This window comes from Pseudomonas nunensis (genome assembly GCF_024296925.1).
GTDB lineage: Bacteria > Pseudomonadota > Gammaproteobacteria > Pseudomonadales > Pseudomonadaceae > Aquipseudomonas > Aquipseudomonas nunensis.
In genome coordinates this window covers 560,547-574,558 of sequence record NZ_CP101125.1, presented here as the reverse complement: position 1 = coordinate 574,558, position 14,012 = coordinate 560,547, and the positions used below count along the sequence as shown (strand labels likewise).

Below are 14,012 nucleotides of genomic sequence, written 5' to 3'. Positions count from 1 at the left end.
TCAGCCCTATTGAAGCTATCTTTCGCCGCCTTCGCCAGTGCTGCTGGCTCAAGTTCGCAAGAAAGAGGCAAAACTCCATGCAAGGCGTTAAACGCAAACTGGTCTACGTGTCGCTCTACGAAGTGATCGGCATGACTTTCTCGGCCCTGGGCCTGGCGCTGCTGTCCGGTACATCGCCGGGCAGCACCGGACCACTGGCGGTGATCATTACCACCATCGCCGTGACCTGGAATTTCATCTACACCTCGCTGTTCGAACGCTGGGAAAGTCGCCAGCCGTCACGCACCCGCACGGTCAAGCGGCGCATCGCCCATGCCGTGGGTTTTCAACTAACCTTGATAGTGTTTCTCATCCCGTTGATCGCCTGGTGGATGAACATCAGCCTGGTGCAAGCCTTCCTGCTGGATCTGGCGCTGATCCTGTTCATCCCGTGCTACACCTTCGCCTTCAACTGGCTGTTTGATCGCACGTTTGGTTTGCCAGCGTCGGCCCTGCCGGATCCTGCTTCTTGATGTTAGATTCCCGAGGCGTCGATTCGCTAAAGGAGTAGCTCCATGGAACATGCACTGAAGATTCTCGGTAAGGCTTCGTCCATCAACGTCAGAAAAGTCCTGTGGACCTGCGAAGAGCTGGGCGTTTCCTACGAACGTGAGGACTGGGGCAGCGGTTTTGCCTCGACCCACAGCCCCGAGTTCACCCGTCTCAACCCCAACGCCCAGGTGCCGGTGATCATCGATGACGCCGGGGTGTTGTGGGAATCCAATACGATTTGCCGTTACCTGGCCGGCAAGCATCACAACCACGAGTTACTGCCCACTGAACCAGCCGCCCGCGCGCGGGTGGAGCAGTGGATGGATTGGCAGGCCACCGAGCTCAATAGGTCGTGGAGCTACGCGTTCACCGCGCTGGTGCGCAAGGACCCCGAGTTTCAGGACCCGCATCAGATTGGCGTGGGTATCAATGACTGGAACCACAAGATGAGCATCCTTGAGCATCAGCTTGCGGCGACCAAGGCTTATGTTGCCGGGCCACGGTTCAGCCTCGCGGACATCGTCATCGGTTTGTCCGTCAATCGCTGGCTGATGACGCCCATGGAGCGGCCGGACTTCCCTGCCGTCGATGAATATTTCCAACGGCTGGCACAGCGCCCGGGATTCCTCAAACACGGCTGCAACGGCTTGCCTTAACCCCCGACACACGCCCTTGTCAGCGAAACACACTCTTTGTAGCAGCTGGCGAAGCCTGCGTTCGGCTGCGAAGCAGACGTGAATCAGCCGACGCGGTTTTCTCATGAAGACCGTGCACTCAGTTTTTACGACTGCTGCGCAGCCGAACGCAGGCTTCGCCAGCTGCTACAGATCGCTTTACGGTTTAACGGACTGGTATTAGCCCCTATTCCCATAGAAAGAGAGATTCATGAACGGACTCAACGTACTGCTCACCGGCGCCTGCGGCAGAATCGGCAAAACCTTTTTCGAAGCATCGAAGGATCGCTACACCTTCGTGCTGGCCGACCGCGTCGAACCCGATTTCCCGGTGGAAGCACCCCACCAGTTTGTGCGCCTGGACATGGCCGATCCCAAGGCCATCGCCGAAGTACTGAACGGCATCGACGTCATCGTCCACCTCGCCGGCATCCCCCACGCCACGGCAACCTTCGACGAACTGCTGCCCAACAACATCCTGGCCACCACTTACCTGTTTGAAGCCGCCGTGGCAGCCGGTTGTAAACGCCTGGTGTTCGCCAGCAGCGCGCAAACCATTGAAGGTTATCCGGTAGACCGGCAGATCACCCCGGGCATGCAAGTAATGCCGGCCAATCTGTATGGCGTGAGCAAATGTTATGGCGAGGCGTTGTGCGCGTTTTATGCCGCCAAGCGTGGGCTCTCGACCATCGCCATCCGCATCGGCGCTTTCGAGTTCCCGGACCGTCATGAGCTGACCAACGCCCGGGACCTGAGCGCCTGGCTCAGCCCCCGCGATGCGGTGCAATTGCTGCAGCGTTCGGTGGAAGTCGAAGGCGTGCAGCACCTGATCGCCCACGGTATTTCCAACAACCGCTTCAAGCGCCTCGATCTCAGCGAAACCACGCGAGTACTGGGTTATTTGCCGGTAGATGATGCGTTTCGGGAGTTTGATATCCCGATCGCGCCATAAACGCTTAAAAGGTCAGGCGTTATTGCGATAACCCGGCGAATCCAGGCGAAAAGCCGCAAAGATTCGCAACAATTTATTTCCGATAGCAGGCTAAGCTTCCCGTTCAACAAGAATCGGATCAGCCCATGTCTGCTCACACCCTCGCCGCTGTTCAATCAGACGGTATCGACCCTGTTCGTGCCGCTCAGATTTCCGCTCGCATCGACCGACTGCCAGCCGTTTCCACGATCTGGAAACTCGTGGCGTTGCTATCCATCGGCGGCTTTTTCGAGCTCTACGATCTATTTCAGACCGCCTACATCAGCCCCGGCCTGATCCGCGATGGCATCTTTGCTACCGGTAGCCAAGGCGTGTTCGGCTTCTCCGATCAGGCTGCATTTGCCTCGGCGACGTTTCTCGGATTGTTCCTCGGCGCGAGTCTGCTCAGTCCGTTGGCAGACCGCTTCGGTCGGCGAGCGATCTTCACCTTTGCGCTGATCTGGTACACCGTCGCGACCGTGGCCATGGGCGTGCAAAGTTCAGCGCTGGGGATTATCTGCATGCGCTTTCTGGTGGGTATTGGCCTGGGCATCGAGCTGGTGACCATCGACGCCTACCTCTCGGAACTGGTGCCCAAACGCATGCGCAGTTCAGCGTTTGCCTTTGCGTTTTTCGTGCAGTTTTTGTCAGTGCCGGCGGTGGCCTTGATGTCCTGGTGGCTGGTGCCGCAAGCGCCGTTCGGGGTCTCGGGCTGGCGTTGGGTGGTGCTGGCGAGCGCGGTGTTTGCGCTGTTTATCTGGTGGTTGCGTTCACGGCTGCCGGAATCGCCGCGCTGGTTGGCGCAGCATGGTCGCTTTGATGAGGCCAGCCGGATTCTCGATAGCATCGAAGCCCGCTGCGTGAAGGATCAGGGCAAACCGCTGGATGAGCCGGAACTGGCGGCGGTGGATATTCAGGGCTCGGGCCGTTTCGCTGATATCTGGCAGCCACCCTATCGCCGCCGCGCCTTGATGCTGATCGTGTTCCACGTATTCCAGGCCATCGGCTTTTTCGGTTTCGGCAACTGGTTGCCGGCGCTGCTGTCCGGCCAGGGCGTAAGCGTGACCCACAGTCTGATGTACGCCTTCATCATCACCCTCGCCTACCCGCTCGGACCGTTGCTGTTTGTGAAGTTCGCCAACCGTTTCGAGAACAAGTGGCAAATCGTCGGCTCTGCCCTCGGCGCCATGACCTTCGGCACGCTGTTCGCGCTACAGACCAGCGCGGTCGGGCTGATCGTCTGTGGGGTGATGATCACGTTCTGCAACGCCTGGCTGAGCTTCGCCTACCACTCCTACCAAAGCGAACTGTTCCCCACCAACATTCGCGCCCGGGCCGTGGGCTTCTGTTATTCGTTCAGTCGTTTGTCGACGGTGTTCAGCAGCTTGCTGATCGGGATCTTTCTCGAACACTTCGGCACACCGGGGGTGTTGGCGTTCATCGTCAGCAGCATGTTGATCGTGATGATCACCATCGGTTACTTCGGGCCGAGAACCCGCAACCTGGCGCTGGAGAACATCGCTCACCGCTGAGGCGGTTGCCGTCTGCCGCCCAGCGGCAAGTTCTGACCGCCGCCGCTGCTGAATCGCCCCGTAAACAGGGGCTTTCAGCAGCGGCACGCTAATTGCTCTTACAGACTCAACAGCAATTACCTACAGGTTTATCCATCATGTTGGTCAGTGCCCATCAAGCTTCCATCGTTCAAAAGACCCAGCGCACGGACATGGACCCGACCACGGCCGCCGCCAGTGCGCTGTACAGTGGTTTGATCCAGAACGCGCAAAACACCGTGGCGCAAATCAAGCAGGACAGCACCAATGTGCAGTCGTCCGGCCTGAACAACGCCACCCAGCAAATCAGCGCGGCGAGCACCATCAGCGATAACGTTGACGAAGCGTTCGCGAAAACCCGCGTGGGCCTGCAAGCGTCCGTCCCGGACGATAACAAGACCAAATCCACCGACAGCTCGGCCATGACCGACTTCAAGGACTACATGAGCAAAACGCCGGAACAGCGGCTGCGCGACAGTATTCTGAAAGAAATGGGCATCACCGAAGATCAGCTGCAAGCCATGCCGCCGGCGCAACAACTGGCGATTGGCAAAGAAATCGCCGAGCGCATCCAGGACAAGATGAAACTGGCCCAGGCTGACAAGGAAAACGGCAGTACCGAGAAGGCTGATGGGCCTCAGGTGGTCGACAAGTTCCTGGCTTCGCTTTAAGCCACCACACAAAACCCTGTGGGAGCGGGCTTGCTCGCGAAGGTGGTGTGTCAGATACCAGTGATGTTGACTGACACGACGCCTTCGCGAGCAAGCCCGCTCCCACATTGGGTTTGTGGTGTTCTTGGATCAGTTCAATTGCAACGTCGAGTTGAACTGGCTGATCGCATCCACCACATGCCGCGACCCTTGTTGAATTTCCAGGATCACCTCCCCCGCTTCGTTCGCCAGTTCCACGCCTAACCCGGTGCGGCTCAGGCTTGATTGCATGCTCGACACCGCGCTCAACGACAAATCGTGGTTCTTGCGCACCACTTCGACAATCTCCAGCGTCGCCTGACTGGTACGTGCCGCGAGGCTGCGCACTTCATCGGCGACCACCGCGAACCCGCGTCCATGCTCCCCGGCCCGGGCCGCTTCGATGGCGGCGTTGAGCGCCAGCAGGTTGGTCTGGTCGGCGATGCCGCGAATGGTCTGGACGATGGTGCCGATGATGTCGGACTGTTTGCTCACCGCATCGATGCTCTCGGCGGCTTCGTTGAGGTCGCGGGAAATGTCCTGGATGATCTGCACCGTTTGCTGAACCACCTGGGAACCTTTCTGCGCACAGGCGTCGTTTTGTACCGAAGTGCTATGGGCCGATTCGGCGGCGGTTTGCAGGGTGGTGACCTGATTGGTGATGTCGCTGGCGAACTTGACCACTTTGTACAAGCGGCCCTTGCTGTCGAACAACGGGTTGTAGGACGCCTCCAGAAAGACCGTATGACCGTGTTTGTCTCTGCGCTCGAAACGGTGCGAGTGATATTCGCCGCGATTGAGTGACGCCCAGAACGCCTTGTACTGCGCAGACTCGGATTCGGCCCGATGACAGAACAGACTGTGGTGCTGACCGACCACTTCGTTGAGCGAGTAATGCATGGTTTTCAGGAAGTTTTCGTTGGCGGCAATCACGCGCCCTTCGGGGGTGAATTCGATCACCGCCATGGAGCGCCCGATGGCCGCGAGCATACTCTCCTCTTCGTGTTCTTTATTGATCCGGGCCGTGATGTCGGAGGCCACTTTCATCACACTTCTAACCTGGCGATCAGGCCCGAATACCGGCATGTAACTGGCTTCAAGCCAAATTTCCCGACCGGCCTTGTTCAAGCGCAGGAACGTGCCACTGATCGGTTCGCCTCGGGCCAGGTCACGCCACAACTTGGCGTATTCCTCGCTGCGGTAGAACGCTTCTTCGCAAAAGATCCGGTGGTGTTTACCGCGCACTTCCTCGGCGCTGTAACCCATGGTGGCGCAGAAGTTGTCGTTGGCATCGAGCACGATGCCCTCAGGGCTGAATTCGATCATCGCCATCGAGCGACTGACCGCCGCCAACTTGGCATTGGCCTCGGTCAATGCGCAGTTGGATCGCTCGATCTGCAGCAGGTCAGCCTTGTGATGTAGGTTAAACATGGTTCTATCACCTTCAGCGCGTTCTTTTGATTGATGAAAGTTCTTGGTCTTTCAAGATCCACCACTACGTTCCACGGAACAGGCACACGCATCCCTCCAAGGGAAGGATTTGTCAGGTGATAAATGATGTTCAATCGGAGTGTCCATGCAGCAACGCTCTTATCAAGACATCCTTCTCTTGATAGCCCGGTCGGGCCAACAACCCTAACGATTGGGTAAGTAACTCCATTTACGGGACCGCTCCTTGTTGTTCAGTGTCGGTGCCTTGGGCTGCGCACTCTTGAGGCTTTTTCGGCTGTGCTCGACGGTCGCCAATCCTTGATATGGCGACCGACATTGCTAACTAAGAGTGAGCATAGACAGCGACATAGAGGGTGCAAGGCCATTAGTCGGCCAGTATTCAGGGCTTTCAGGACAAAAGCTGGACTGGGGTCACTGGGGGTGGGATTTGAGGCGCGGGGGGTTATTGGCCAGGCGAGAAAGCGGCTATGGCCGCAGAATTGGCGGAGGGGTGGAGACCATTCGCGAGCAAGCCCGCTCCCACAGGGGATATCGGGTGTTCACAAATGCTGTGTTCACCGGAGATCCCTGTGGGAGCGGGCTTGCTCGCGAAAGCTATCGATCAGACACCACAAAAACTTCAGAAAAAACCTACAAACTCCCACTCACCTTGCTCGCCACTTCCCCCGGCACCCAGCCCTTCCACACCTGCGGTTGATCACGCAAAAACGCTTCGGCGACCTGACGCGGTTGCTGACGTTTTTCGCTCATCTGCGCCAGCGTCTGGTTCAGCAGATAAATCGGCAGATCGACTTTTTCAAAGAACGCCACCAAGTCCGGGTACTGCGCCTTGAACGGTGCGGACACGCCAATCGCCAGTTTCGCCGGCATCGAGCGAGTGCCTTTCGGATGCGGGTTGTTGGCATCGGCCAGGGTTTTCCAGGCTTCGGCATCGAACGCTGGTTCGTCGAGTTTCACCAGTTTGAAACGACCCAGCAACGGCGTCGGCGACCAGTAGTAGAACAGCACCGGTTTGCCACGGCGGATCGACGAGGCCACCTCGGCATCCAGCGCGGCACCGGAGCCGGTGCGGAAGTTGACGTAGTCGGCGGTCAGGTCATAGGCCTTGAGTTTCTGGCTGTTGACGATTTCCGAGGTCCAGCCGGTAGGGCTGTTGAGGAAGCGCCCACGGCTCGGGTCTTCCGGGTCGCGGAATACATCCTTGTAGCGTGGCAGGTCGGCAACGGATTTCAGCTCCGGTGCCAACGGCTTGATCCCGCGTTCCGGGTCGCCCTTGATCACGTACTCCGGCACCCACCAGCCTTCAGTCGCTCCTTTGACCGTATCGCCGAGGCCGAACACTTTGCCCTCGTTCGACGCCTTGACCCATGCCGGACTACGCCCGGCCCATTCTTCGCCGATCACCTGAATATCGTTCTTGGCCAGCGCCGCTTCGAGGCTGACGGTGCTGCCCGGCAATGTATCGGTCGGGTAGCCGTAGCCTTTCTCGACGATCAGGCGCAGCACTTCAGTGATAAAACTGCCGCTTTCCCAAGTGATGTCGCCAAAGTGGATCGGCGCGGTTTTTTCGGCGGCGGGCGCGTGCGTTGCCACGAGGCTCAGGGCCAGCAGCGAACTGCCGAGCAGGGTTTTGATCGATCTCATGCGGACCTCTGGGTTGTTCGGTTTAGGGGTTCATTGGCGCTGTGCTGGATGCACAAGGCTTGGGTGCGCGTCATGTAGACGCTGACCGAACGCTGGGAAATGCCCAGTTCGGCGGCGATTTGCGGGTAAGTCAGGCCGTCGATGCGCGACAACAGGAACGTCGCCCGGACCTTGCCCGGCAAGCGTTCGAGGCTGCGGTCGAGGCGATGCAGGGTTTGGGTCAGTTGCAGCAATTCTTCGGGCGACTGTGCTTGCTCGGCATCGGCGTTTTGCAGTTGTTCCAGATGCTGACGCTCCAGATCGCGGCGGCGCCAGAGCTGGTAGATCAAGCGCTGGGCGATGGTGGTCAGCAAGGCGCGGGGCTCGCGGATTGGCGTCAGCCCTGGGGATTCGAGCAGTTGCGTGAAGGTTTCAGAAGCGATGTCTTCGACGTCGGCACTGGCGCCCAGTTGCCCGCGCAACCGTGCGCATAACCACGGGTAATGTGCGCGGAACAATCCGCCCACGTGGTTGCGATGGGAAAGGTCGGCGCCGGACATAGGGGCTCCTGGGGTTAGGGGTCGCTGAATGTCCGGTGATCCGGTGGCGCGATTCTAGCCGGGGAGCCTTATTCTTTAATAATACTTAAAAGGTATTTTTATATTCGATTGTGGAATTTATGTGGCGCTTGTTAGATCGCCTTCGCGGGCAAGCCTCGCTCCTACGGGACGGCGTCCGTCAGCGTAAGCGTCCATAGCCCAACGTCTCGGCTTCCTGCTGGTACTCCAGCACCACTTGATAGTCGCTTTGGGTCGCGGGCAACACTTCTTGCAAACCGAGTATTTCGGCTACGTCCGGCAGCTCGCGCAACGTCTGGTTCATCACCTGCCGAAGCTGTTCGATCTGCTCATCGCTCGCGCTCGCGACGGTGATGTAAGGCAAGGTAGGACTGAAGGCACTGCGGGCAACCACGCGCAAACCGGCCACTTCTTTTTCGGCGTGTCGCGCCAGGTAGGCGAAGGTCACGCTGTCGATGGCGGCCAGGTCGGCGAGGTCTTCGCGCAACCAACGCAGGCTTTCGCGATGGGCGCCGCTGATGCCGACACTGGCGAAGAACTGACCGTCGCGGTGCAACGGCGCCAGTCGATGGCGCAGCAGGTTCATGCCGCTGTTGGAGCCTTCGTCATTGATCACCCCGCGACTGTTGTAAAACGCCGGCAAGCTGCGGCGTGGATCGTCGGCGCGACTGAGCAGCAGGCTGCAATGGTTGCCGCCGTTGCTGTCCGGCAATTCGTAACGTGGGCGGCCGACCACCCGGACCTGATCGCGCAACAAGGTCATCAGCGGATAGCCGCAGGTTTGGGTCAGCAGCAGGTCCGGCGATAGCCAGAGGTCTGGCAGCGACAGGCCTTCGGCGGTTTGCCGGGTGGTGTCCAGGCGCTCGAGAATCCGGGTCAGCCAGCGTTCGTTGGCCTGGCGGATGGGCTCGGGGGCGGTGTACATCAGCAGTTCGGCGATTTTTGCTGTCATCAAATTATTCCCATACAACAATGAACCCATTGTGGGAGCGGGCTTGCTCGCGAAAGCGGAGTGTCAGGCACCATTGATGTCGACTGATACACCGCCTTCGCGAGCAAGCTCGCTCCCACAAGGAAGTCACCTTTGATCAATGAAATGGATGCTGCGGGCTGTCGATCGCCCTCACCCCATGCCGGCGCCACAACTCTCCATAACCCTGCACCAAAAAACCGCCACTGCGCGTCAGCCATTGCTCGCGCCGCGCCCGATAAGCCTTGGGCAAGTCATACCAGGGCAAGCTCGGCAAATCGTGATGCACCAGGTGCAGGTTGTTGTTCAGGAACAGCCAACTCCACGGCCACGAGGCTTCATTGAGCACCGTGCGTTGCTCGGGCTGGGCGTTGGGGCGGTGTTCATAGTAGGAGCGAATCATTGCAATCGACAGCGCCGGCACGCTGATCAGCAGCAGGTAATGCCACACCGGCAACGCGCTGTAGCGGGCGATGAAGGTCAGCATCAACACGGTGAGCGTGCCGTGGGTCAGCCACATCAGCCAGGCCTGGCGCTCGCCTGCGCGCAGGCGTCGCAGCTCCTTGCGGGCCAGGGCTTGCAACGCCATCGGCGCGCCAACCATCACACGCCCGAGCACGGTTTTATTCAGTCGGTGCAGGGCCTGTTTGAACACGGAGCTGCGCTGCCAGTGTTTGGCGGTGAGGTAACGGCTTTCCGGGTCGCGACCGGGAACGGTCAGGTCTTCGTCGTGGTGATGCAGCAAATGGCTATTGCGATAGAGGGTGTAGGGAAACCACACCGCAAACGGGGCGTAACCGAGGAGTCTGTTCAGCGCCAGCCAGCGCGTGGGATGGCCGTGGAGCAATTCGTGCTGCACCGACAACCAGAGCACCACTAACGGAATCAACAACAGCGTGCTCCAGCCAAGGCCCAGGCGCTCACTGGCCAGGACAATGCTGAACCAGGCGACGTACACACCGATCAGCAACAACCAGGTCGGCCACTCGGTGCGAGCCGTCAGGCGTTGGCGCAGGGTTTCGATTTCTGCTCGATGGGCGGCGTCGAAGTAATGGGACATGGCTTTGCTCAGAACGGGACTTGTCCCTCTCTGTGCAACGACGCGGGGAAATCTTGCAGATTATTTTCTTGTTTCTTCAGAGCGTGCCCGGTGAACATCTGTGGCGAGGGGGCTTGCCCCCGTTCGGCTGCGCAGCAGTCGCAAAGACGATTACGCAGCTTTCAGGAAACCGCAGTAACAGCATTGGGAGCGCTTCGCACTCCAACGGGGGCAAGCCCCCTCGCCACAGCAAGCTCCCACGCCACAGGTTCTCGGTCGCGTCAGGGGATCAATGCCCGAACACATCCACCTTCTTGGCCTTTTTGTCCGCGCGCTTTTCATCGGCGGTTTTTGCCGGTTTTTTCTTTGCCGCTTTTTTTGAATCCATGCCTTTGGCCATGATACGTACTCCACTCATACGGGATGTGAAGTCAGGTATACACCTATCGCACCGCCCGCGTTCTTTTATAATCGCCCGCCTGACCCATCGACAGCTCAAGCCCATGCCAGACACCCAATACGCTTTGCTCGACGAGCCGCTGTGGCCGTTAATGAACAAGTTTTACCGCGTCCATCAATCACCGATGAAAGCGGTGCGCGATGCACAATTGTGGGTGGCCCGGCGCGGGGAAATTGTCGCGGCATTGTGTTTGCGACCGGTCGCGGGCGGGTTTTGGTTGACCGGCTTGTTTGTCGATCCTGCGTGCCGTGAACAAGGCCTCGCCGCCGCGTTGATCGCCGAAGCCGTCAAAGGCCTCGACAGCCCGGTCTGGCTGTACTGTCACCCGGATCTGCGCGGCTTTTACGAGCGCCGTGGCTTTACCTTCGACCCGCAAATGCCCTACGCCATGGTCGAGCGCCTGACCCGTTACGCGCGCAGCAAACCGATGATTGCGATGGGCTTAGAACCGTTGGTGAGGTCGACCAATGATAATGTGTGATCAGCCGCCAATGGCTGCGTGCTAGCCTCGGGGTCGACTTCGACTTCGCCAGGACGCTCCATGAAACCTGCCCTACTCGCCTTGACCCTTTCCGCCCTGCTCGCCCCAGCCTTGGCCCATGCGGCCGACGCCCAGCCCATCTCCGCCGCGCAATACGCCGAAGTGCTCAAAGGCACCTGGCGCGCGCCGCAGAACGTAGTGCGCGACGTCTACCGGCATCCTCAACAGAGCCTGCAATTCTTCGGCTTGCGACCGAACCAGACGGTGATCGAAATCACTCCCGGCAGTGGTTGGTACAGCGAACTGCTGGCGCCGCTGCTCAAGGATCACGGCCACTACATCGCCGCCGTTCAAGCGCCGACCGCCAGTGATTACGCGCGCAAAAGCGAAGAAACCCTCAAGGCCAAATTCGCCGCCACCCCGGCGCAATACGCCAAGGCCCAAGTGGTCGAGTTCGATCCCAAGGCTCCGGTGCTCGGCAAACCCGGTTCGGCCGACACCGTGCTGACCTTCCGCAACGTGCACAATTGGGTACTGGCGGACACGGCGCCGCTGATGTTCGAGTCGTTCTTCAAGGTGTTGAAACCGGGCGGCGTGCTCGGCGTGGTGGATCACCGGGCCAAGGACGGATCATCGCTGGACGAGATCAAACACAGCGGTTACCTGACCACCGCGTACGTGGTGAAACTCGCGACGGATGCGGGGTTCAAGCTTGAGGAGAAAAGCGAGATCAATGCCAATCCGAAGGACACCAAGGATTACCCTGAAGGCGTCTGGACCTTGCCGCCAGCGTTGACGTTGGGGGAGAAGGATAAAGCCAAGTATGTGGCGATTGGCGAGTCGGACCGGATGACGTTGCGGTTCGTCAAACCTGCGAAGTGAAGAACTGAAAAACTGAGGAGATCAACTGTGGGAGCGGGCTTGCTCGCGAAGGCGGTGTGTCAGTCGACATCAATGTTGGCTGATACGGCCTCTTCGCGAGCAAGCCCGCTCCCACATTGGGTTTTGGGGTGAGTTTTGGTTAATCGTCGGCGTTGGGATCAAGATCCGGGAACATCACTTCGGTAAACCCGAACTTGGTGAAGTCGGTAATCCGCGACGGGTACAAACGGCCGATCAGGTGATCGCATTCGTGCTGCACCACTCGCGCATGAAACCCCGAGGCGATCCGCGTAATCGGCTGGCCCTTGGGATCAAAACCTTCATAACGAATGTGCTGGTAGCGATCCACCGCACCGCGCAAGCCCGGCACCGACAGGCAACCTTCGAAACCTTCTTCCAGGGTCGGGCTCAGCGGCGTGATCAGCGGATTGATCAGGATCGTCTGCGGCACGGCTTCGGCGTCGGGATAACGTTCGCTGTGCTCGAAGCCGAAGATCACCAGTTGCAGGTCCACGCCAATCTGCGGTGCGGCCAGGCCAACGCCGCCGACGCTTTCCATGGTCTGGAACATGTCGTCGATCAGTTGCCACAATTCAGGGCTGTCGAACATTTCAGCAGGCACGGGCGGCGCGATACGCAGCAGGCGCTCGTCGCCCATTTTCAGGATTTCACGGATCATGTTCAGGCTTCGTCAGTGTTCGGCTTGAGCGAGTGATCCCGTCCCAGTCCCGATACGTGTTGTTTGGTTTCGTGGTCGTGCTCGCCGGGGACCTTTTCGCCAGGGTCCTTGCCTTCGGTCGACATGTGCTCGATCACCGCATTCATTTCCGCGCCGAGCAACAGCACTGCGGCGGAAATGTAGAAGTACAGCAACAGCACGATGATCGCGCCGATACTGCCATACATGGCGTTGTAGTTGGCGAAGGTCTTGACGTAAAACGCAAAACCCAACGAGGCGATGATCCACACCACCACCGCCAGTACCGAGCCCGGCGTGATGAAGCGAAACTCCTGGCGCACGTCGGGCATGACGTAATAGATCAATGCCACGGCAACCATCATCAGGATCACGATCACCGGCCAGCGCGCGATGGTCCAGACCGTGACGATGAAGTCTTCGAGACCGACCTGCGCGGCAATCCAGCCCATCACCTGCGGCCCGAGCACCATCAACGCGGCAGCGGCCAGCAGCATGCCGGCGATGCCAATGGTGTAGAAAATCGACAGCGGAAAACGCTTCCACACCGGCCGGCCTTCGACCACATCGTAGGCGGCGTTCATCGCGCTCATCATCAGCCGCACGCCCGCAGAAGCGGTGTACAAGGCGATGACAATACCGATCGAAAGCAAACCACCCTTGGATTGCTGCAACTGATCGATCACCGGGTTCACTTGCTCCAGGGCCTGGGGCGGCAACACCAGTTCCGATTGCAGGCGCAGCCAGGAGAAGAAGTCCGGCAGGTGCAGGAAACCGATCAGGGCAATCAGGAACAGAATGAAGGGGAACAGCGAGAACAGCATTTGATAGGCCAACGCCGAGGCATAGGTCGACATCTCGTCATCGATGAACTCGGTGACCGTGCGCACCATCACGCGGTGGATGGGCAGACCTTTCATGTCCGGGAAAATCATTAGCGTCTCCTTTCGCCGCAAAAGGGTTGAAGTCGTGGCGACTCAGGGGCCGTTTTCTACATCAAAGTAGCCTACTTGGCGACCTTGAAACAATTTCGTTGTTTAACCGAGGCGGCTGACACAAAAACGGCCATCCGCGGATGGCCGTTTCAGTGTGCCTGAAGGGGCGGACACGTCAGGACTTATCGACCGCTTTCTTGACCGCGTCCTTGGCTTTGCCAACCGCTTGCTGGGCTTCGCCTTTCTTTTCCTGCACTTTGCCTTCTACTTCCAGTTTGGTGTTGTCAGTGGCCTTGCCGACGCCTTGCTTGACGTTGCCGACCGCTTCGTTTGCCATGCCTTTAACTTTATCGCCAGTGCTGCTCATGGTGTTTCTCCTGTGAACAATTCAAGGGTCATAGTCGTTACAGAAAGATTGACCGGAGGCGTTTGCACGGAGTTTCATTTATTTTCAATGCGACATTTCATCGCCGATTAAAGG

Annotated in this window: 14 protein-coding genes and 2 pseudogenes; 7 read left to right on the top strand and 9 right to left on the bottom strand. The window is 58.9% G+C overall.

The annotated features are described in order from the left end of the window. Positions 1–77: 77 nt before the first annotated feature. The 5 genes from NK667_RS02600 (at position 78) to NK667_RS02580 (ending at position 4,396) form a co-directional block, all read left to right on the top strand. Positions 78–512, top strand: coding sequence for a PACE efflux transporter (locus NK667_RS02600; protein WP_054044872.1), 435 nt, complete (start codon positions 78–80; stop codon positions 510–512). Between the two features lie 42 nt (positions 513–554). After that, positions 555–1,187 (top strand): glutathione S-transferase family protein, encoded by a 633-nt coding sequence (locus NK667_RS02595; RefSeq protein ID WP_054613766.1) that lies wholly within the window; start codon positions 555–557, stop codon positions 1,185–1,187. A gap of 229 nt (positions 1,188–1,416) precedes the next feature. Beyond that, positions 1,417–2,157 carry an NAD-dependent epimerase/dehydratase family protein gene (locus tag NK667_RS02590; RefSeq protein WP_054613765.1) on the top strand — a complete coding sequence of 247 codons (741 nt, stop codon included), beginning with the start codon at positions 1,417–1,419 and terminating at the stop codon, positions 2,155–2,157. Positions 2,158–2,282: 125 nt separating this feature from the next. Beyond that, entirely contained in the window at positions 2,283–3,707 is a 1,425-nt protein-coding gene (locus NK667_RS02585) for an MFS transporter (RefSeq protein ID WP_054613764.1), read from the top strand. A gap of 137 nt (positions 3,708–3,844) precedes the next feature. Continuing rightward, positions 3,845–4,396 carry a hypothetical protein gene (locus NK667_RS02580; protein WP_054613763.1) on the top strand — a complete coding sequence of 184 codons (552 nt, stop codon included), beginning with the start codon at positions 3,845–3,847 and terminating at the stop codon, positions 4,394–4,396. 129 nt (positions 4,397–4,525) lie between these two features. On the opposite strand, the pseudogene NK667_RS32730 reads toward NK667_RS02580, so the two are convergent. The 6 genes and pseudogenes from NK667_RS32730 to NK667_RS02555 all read right to left on the bottom strand — a co-directional run. Beyond that, positions 4,526–4,945: pseudogene (locus tag NK667_RS32730) on the bottom strand (methyl-accepting chemotaxis protein); the annotation flags it as partial. A gap of 123 nt (positions 4,946–5,068) precedes the next feature. Next, a pseudogene (locus tag NK667_RS32725) lies at positions 5,069–5,740 on the bottom strand (PAS domain-containing protein); the annotation flags it as partial. Positions 5,741–6,496: 756 nt separating this feature from the next. Beyond that, a complete protein-coding gene (locus tag NK667_RS02570; protein ID WP_054613761.1) occupies positions 6,497–7,510 on the bottom strand; it encodes an ABC transporter substrate-binding protein in 1,014 nt (337 codons plus the stop codon). Beyond that, positions 7,507–8,049, bottom strand: coding sequence for a sigma-70 family RNA polymerase sigma factor (locus tag NK667_RS02565; RefSeq protein ID WP_054044884.1), 543 nt, complete (start codon positions 8,047–8,049; stop codon positions 7,507–7,509). Before NK667_RS02565 ends, NK667_RS02570 begins: the two co-directional genes overlap by 4 nt. A gap of 178 nt (positions 8,050–8,227) precedes the next feature. Further along, entirely contained in the window at positions 8,228–9,019 is a 792-nt protein-coding gene (locus NK667_RS02560) for a phosphate/phosphite/phosphonate ABC transporter substrate-binding protein (protein ID WP_054044886.1), read from the bottom strand. Between the two features lie 136 nt (positions 9,020–9,155). Then, the gene (locus NK667_RS02555; protein WP_054613760.1) at positions 9,156–10,097 is read right to left on the bottom strand and encodes a fatty acid desaturase; all 942 of its coding nucleotides are present in this window, start codon (positions 10,095–10,097) and stop codon (positions 9,156–9,158) included. A 482-nt stretch (positions 10,098–10,579) separates the two neighbouring features. Here NK667_RS02555 and NK667_RS02550 point away from each other — a divergent pair, with 482 nt between their 5' ends. Further along, positions 10,580–11,017, top strand: a complete 438-nt coding sequence (locus tag NK667_RS02550) for a GNAT family N-acetyltransferase (RefSeq protein WP_054613759.1) — start codon at positions 10,580–10,582, stop codon at positions 11,015–11,017. A gap of 60 nt (positions 11,018–11,077) precedes the next feature. After that, a complete protein-coding gene (locus NK667_RS02545) occupies positions 11,078–11,899 on the top strand; it encodes a class I SAM-dependent methyltransferase (protein WP_054613758.1) in 822 nt (273 codons plus the stop codon). 139 nt (positions 11,900–12,038) lie between these two features. On the opposite strand, the gene def is transcribed toward NK667_RS02545, so the two are convergent. From def to NK667_RS02530, 3 genes are all read right to left on the bottom strand, one after another. Then, positions 12,039–12,578 (bottom strand): peptide deformylase, encoded by a 540-nt coding sequence (gene def / locus NK667_RS02540; protein WP_054044896.1) that lies wholly within the window; start codon positions 12,576–12,578, stop codon positions 12,039–12,041. Between the two features lie 2 nt (positions 12,579–12,580). Further along, positions 12,581–13,531: a YihY/virulence factor BrkB family protein gene (locus tag NK667_RS02535; RefSeq protein ID WP_054044897.1), complete on the bottom strand. Its 951-nt coding sequence runs from the start codon at positions 13,529–13,531 to the stop codon at positions 12,581–12,583. 175 nt (positions 13,532–13,706) lie between these two features. Next, positions 13,707–13,898, bottom strand: coding sequence for a CsbD family protein (locus NK667_RS02530; protein ID WP_054044898.1), 192 nt, complete (start codon positions 13,896–13,898; stop codon positions 13,707–13,709). Positions 13,899–14,012 lie beyond the last annotated feature (114 nt).

Coding starts and splice junctions, on each gene's coding strand:
- NK667_RS02600 (WP_054044872.1), top strand. CDS start 78: ATGCAAGGCGTTAAACGCAAACTGGTCTACGTGTCGCTCTACGAAGTG.
- NK667_RS02595 (WP_054613766.1), top strand. CDS start 555: ATGGAACATGCACTGAAGATTCTCGGTAAGGCTTCGTCCATCAACGTC.
- NK667_RS02590 (WP_054613765.1), top strand. CDS start 1,417: ATGAACGGACTCAACGTACTGCTCACCGGCGCCTGCGGCAGAATCGGC.
- NK667_RS02585 (WP_054613764.1), top strand. CDS start 2,283: ATGTCTGCTCACACCCTCGCCGCTGTTCAATCAGACGGTATCGACCCT.
- NK667_RS02580 (WP_054613763.1), top strand. CDS start 3,845: ATGTTGGTCAGTGCCCATCAAGCTTCCATCGTTCAAAAGACCCAGCGC.
- NK667_RS02570 (WP_054613761.1), bottom strand. CDS start 7,510: ATGAGATCGATCAAAACCCTGCTCGGCAGTTCGCTGCTGGCCCTGAGC.
- NK667_RS02565 (WP_054044884.1), bottom strand. CDS start 8,049: ATGTCCGGCGCCGACCTTTCCCATCGCAACCACGTGGGCGGATTGTTC.
- NK667_RS02560 (WP_054044886.1), bottom strand. CDS start 9,019: ATGACAGCAAAAATCGCCGAACTGCTGATGTACACCGCCCCCGAGCCC.
- NK667_RS02555 (WP_054613760.1), bottom strand. CDS start 10,097: ATGTCCCATTACTTCGACGCCGCCCATCGAGCAGAAATCGAAACCCTG.
- NK667_RS02550 (WP_054613759.1), top strand. CDS start 10,580: ATGCCAGACACCCAATACGCTTTGCTCGACGAGCCGCTGTGGCCGTTA.
- NK667_RS02545 (WP_054613758.1), top strand. CDS start 11,078: ATGAAACCTGCCCTACTCGCCTTGACCCTTTCCGCCCTGCTCGCCCCA.
- def (WP_054044896.1), bottom strand. CDS start 12,578: ATGATCCGTGAAATCCTGAAAATGGGCGACGAGCGCCTGCTGCGTATC.
- NK667_RS02535 (WP_054044897.1), bottom strand. CDS start 13,531: ATGATTTTCCCGGACATGAAAGGTCTGCCCATCCACCGCGTGATGGTG.
- NK667_RS02530 (WP_054044898.1), bottom strand. CDS start 13,898: ATGAGCAGCACTGGCGATAAAGTTAAAGGCATGGCAAACGAAGCGGTC.